The organism is Halopseudomonas sp. L-58, assembly GCF_056859475.1.
Genome location: NZ_JBSXON010000003.1, coordinates 1 through 3,066 on the forward strand (window position 1 = coordinate 1; position 3,066 = coordinate 3,066).

The following is a 3,066-nucleotide window of genomic DNA, read 5'->3' on the forward strand; positions in this document are numbered from 1 at the left end:
GTCAGTCCGCTGGCTTGACCGCTATTCGCGAATAACCAAGCGCTTGGCCGAAGCTGTGATCCAGGCCTGTCAAAGACTGCCCACTCTGCACGTCGCCGGGCTGTTTGGTTTGCATTGGGACAGTGTGCGCTTGCTGGAGCGACGCGCGCTACAAGACGCACTGGAGAAGCTACCGAAGGGGCAGCCCAGACGCTTGGTGATGGATGAGTTGGGTCTGTTCAAAGGGCATCGCTACGCCAGCGTGGTGCTGCATGCCGATACCCGCCGGGTGCTGTGGATTGGCGAAGGGCTGCATATTCCGGCCCATCGTGACCGCCCATTCCGTTTGAACGTGACCGCCTGTTCCGGGCTATCGTGACCGCTTATTCCGTTTCATCGTGACCAATTTTGGGTGATTTCCCGGAATCGTCGGTCACGATGCCGGAATCATTGGTCACGCTCCCCCGGAATCACAGCCAACGCACTGGAATTCTTGAACTTTATCCAGCATACCCCTTCCTTTTTTCGAGGAAGAGCGGATGCCGGCTGCGAGGATTTCCATGCGACAGATCATCGAGATATTACGCCTCAAGTACGAAGCCGGCCTGAGCCACGAGCGCATTGCCCGTGCTTGCGGCCTCTCCAAGGGCGTGGTCGGCAAGTACGTCAGCCTGGCCCAAGTCCAGGGTGTTTCTTGGCCACTACCGAAGGACCTAGACGAGGCCCGGCTGCATGCGCTGTTGTTCCCGGCCAAGACACCCCCGTCACGCTTTGCAGAGCCTGATTACTTCCAGGTCCATCAGGAGCTCAAAACCAAAGGCGTGACCCTGCAGCTGCTCTGGGCCGAGTACGTGGAGCGCCACGGAGACAAGGCCTACCGCTACAGCCAGTACTGCCATCATTACCGGCTCTGGCGTGGCCGGCAGCGCCGTAGCATGCGTCAGGTCCACCGTGCCGGTGAGAAGATCTTTATCGACTACTGCGGCCCGACCGTGCCTGTGGTGGATCGCTCTACCGGTGAAGTGCGCAGGGCACAAGTCTTTGTGGCAGTGTTGGGCGCCTCCAGCTACACCTTCGCCGAGGCCACCTGGAGCCAGGGCCTTCCAGACTGGGTCGCGTCCCACCAGCGGATGCTCAACTTCTTCGGCGGGGTACCGGAACTGCTGGTTCCGGACAACCTCAAGGCCGCGGTGACCAAGGCGGACCGCTACAGCCCGACGATCAACGAGACCTACGCTGAGCTGGCCCGTCATTACCAGACAGCGGTGTTGCCTGCGCGGCCCTACAAACCCAAGGACAAGGCGAAGGCCGAGACGTCGGTGCTGTTGGTTGAGCGCTGGATCCTGGCCCGCTTACGGCATCAGACGTTCTTCTCCCTGGCCGAACTGAATACCGCCATTGCTGCGTTGCTACCCGCACTGAACCAGCGCCCGTTCCAAGGCCGGGTCGAGAGCCGTCAAAGCCTGTACGACGCGATTGACCGACCAGCCCTGCGGCCGCTCCCAGCAACGCCCTATACCTACGCCGAGTGGCGCAAGGCCCGGCCCGGCATCGACTACCACATTGAGATCGACAAGCGGCTGTACAGCGTGCCCCACGCCCTGGTGGGGCTGGTGCTGGACGTGCGGCCAACGGATACCGCTCTGGAGGTTATGCACAAGGGCCAGCGCGTTGCCTTGCACCCCCGCCACGGGAAGAGCCGCTTCGTCACCCTGACCGAGCACATGCCCAAAGCGCACCAGGCCCACAAGGACTGGTCTCCGGAGCGCTTCCTTAATTGGGCCAAAGACATCGGTCCCGCGTCCTTGGAGGTGGTGCAGGGCCAACTCAAGGATCGCCCTCATCCAGAGCATGGCTATCGCGCCTGCCTGGGGTTACTGAACCTCAGTCGGCGTTACAGCCGTGAACGCCTTGAGCAAGCCTGTGCTCGGGCGCTGTCGATCAACTCGGCCAGCTACCAGAGCATCACCTCAATCCTGAAACAAGGACTTGATCAGTTCCCCCTGCCACTGGCTGAGGAAGAGCGTGATCTGACTGACCTGCCAGCGCATACCAACGTTCGCGGACCGCATTACTACCACTGAGACCGGAGAGATCTATGCTGACCCACACCACACTCAACACCTTGCGCCAACTCAAGCTGACGGGCATGTGTGACGCCCTGGAACAACAACGGGCTCAGCCCGAGACCCACGATCTGGCGTTCGAGGAGCGCCTGGCTCTGCTGGTGGACCGGGAAGTGCTGCACCGGGAAAACCGTCGGCTGGACCGCCTGCTCAAGACTGCCCGCTTGCGCGTGCCAGCTTGCATCGAAGACATCGACTACCGGCACCCGCGCGGCCTGGAGCGCTCGCGCATGGCGGGCCTGGCTAGCTGTGACTGGATCAGACAATCGCTGAACCTGTGCATTACCGGCCCCACCGGCTGTGGCAAAACCTGGCTGGCCTGCGCCCTCGGCAATCAAGCCTGTCGCCAAGGCCTGTCCGTCCGTTACCTGCGAGTGCCGCGGCTGTTCGAGCAAGTACGAATCGCCCACGGTGATGGCAGCTACGCTCGCCTGATGACGCAGTTGTTGAAAACCGATCTGCTGATCCTTGATGACTGGGGTATGCAGAAGATCAATGCCCAGCAACGACAGGATCTGATGGAAGTAATTGAAGACCGCCATGGACGCGGCTCAACCCTCATCGCCAGTCAGCTACCGACTGAACACTGGCACGACTACATCGGCTCCGCCACACTCGCCGACGCCATCCTGGACCGACTCCTGCACGGTTCCCATCGACTCAATCTGAAGGGGGAATCACTGAGAAAGGCCAACGCTCAAAACACGGTGCTGGTTGACCCATCGTGACCGCTCAGAGTACAAAACCCGCTCCAGCGTGAAGGCCGTGTGCAAATCGGTCACGATCCCCGGAATGACCGGTCACGTTCGCCGGAATACGCAAGGGCGTAGCCGAGCTGCTGTCAGACCCTTTTTTGAAGCGCTGGGCGCGGAGGGTTGCGCACGGATCGAAGCAGTAGCAATGGACATGAACACCGCATTTGACCTGGAGGTGCGCCAACACTGCCCTCAAGCACGCGTTG

At 61.1% G+C, this 3,066-nt stretch carries 3 protein-coding genes and 1 pseudogene; all 4 read left to right on the forward strand.

Going from position 1 to position 3,066, the window contains the following annotated elements; genetic code table 11:
• Positions 1-289: pseudogene (locus AC13EY_RS00040) on the forward strand (helix-turn-helix domain-containing protein); the annotation flags it as partial.
• A 229-nt stretch (positions 290-518) separates the two neighbouring features.
• Entirely contained in the window at positions 519-2,063 is a 1,545-nt protein-coding gene (istA, locus tag AC13EY_RS00045) for an IS21 family transposase (RefSeq protein ID WP_482875841.1), read from the forward strand.
• A gap of 14 nt (positions 2,064-2,077) precedes the next feature.
• Positions 2,078-2,833 (forward strand): IS21-like element helper ATPase IstB, encoded by a 756-nt coding sequence (gene istB / locus AC13EY_RS00050; RefSeq protein ID WP_285678119.1) that lies wholly within the window; start codon positions 2,078-2,080, stop codon positions 2,831-2,833.
• Between the two features lie 28 nt (positions 2,834-2,861).
• The coding region (locus tag AC13EY_RS00055) for a transposase (protein WP_482890384.1) at positions 2,862-3,066 on the forward strand (205 nt) is incomplete at its 3' end.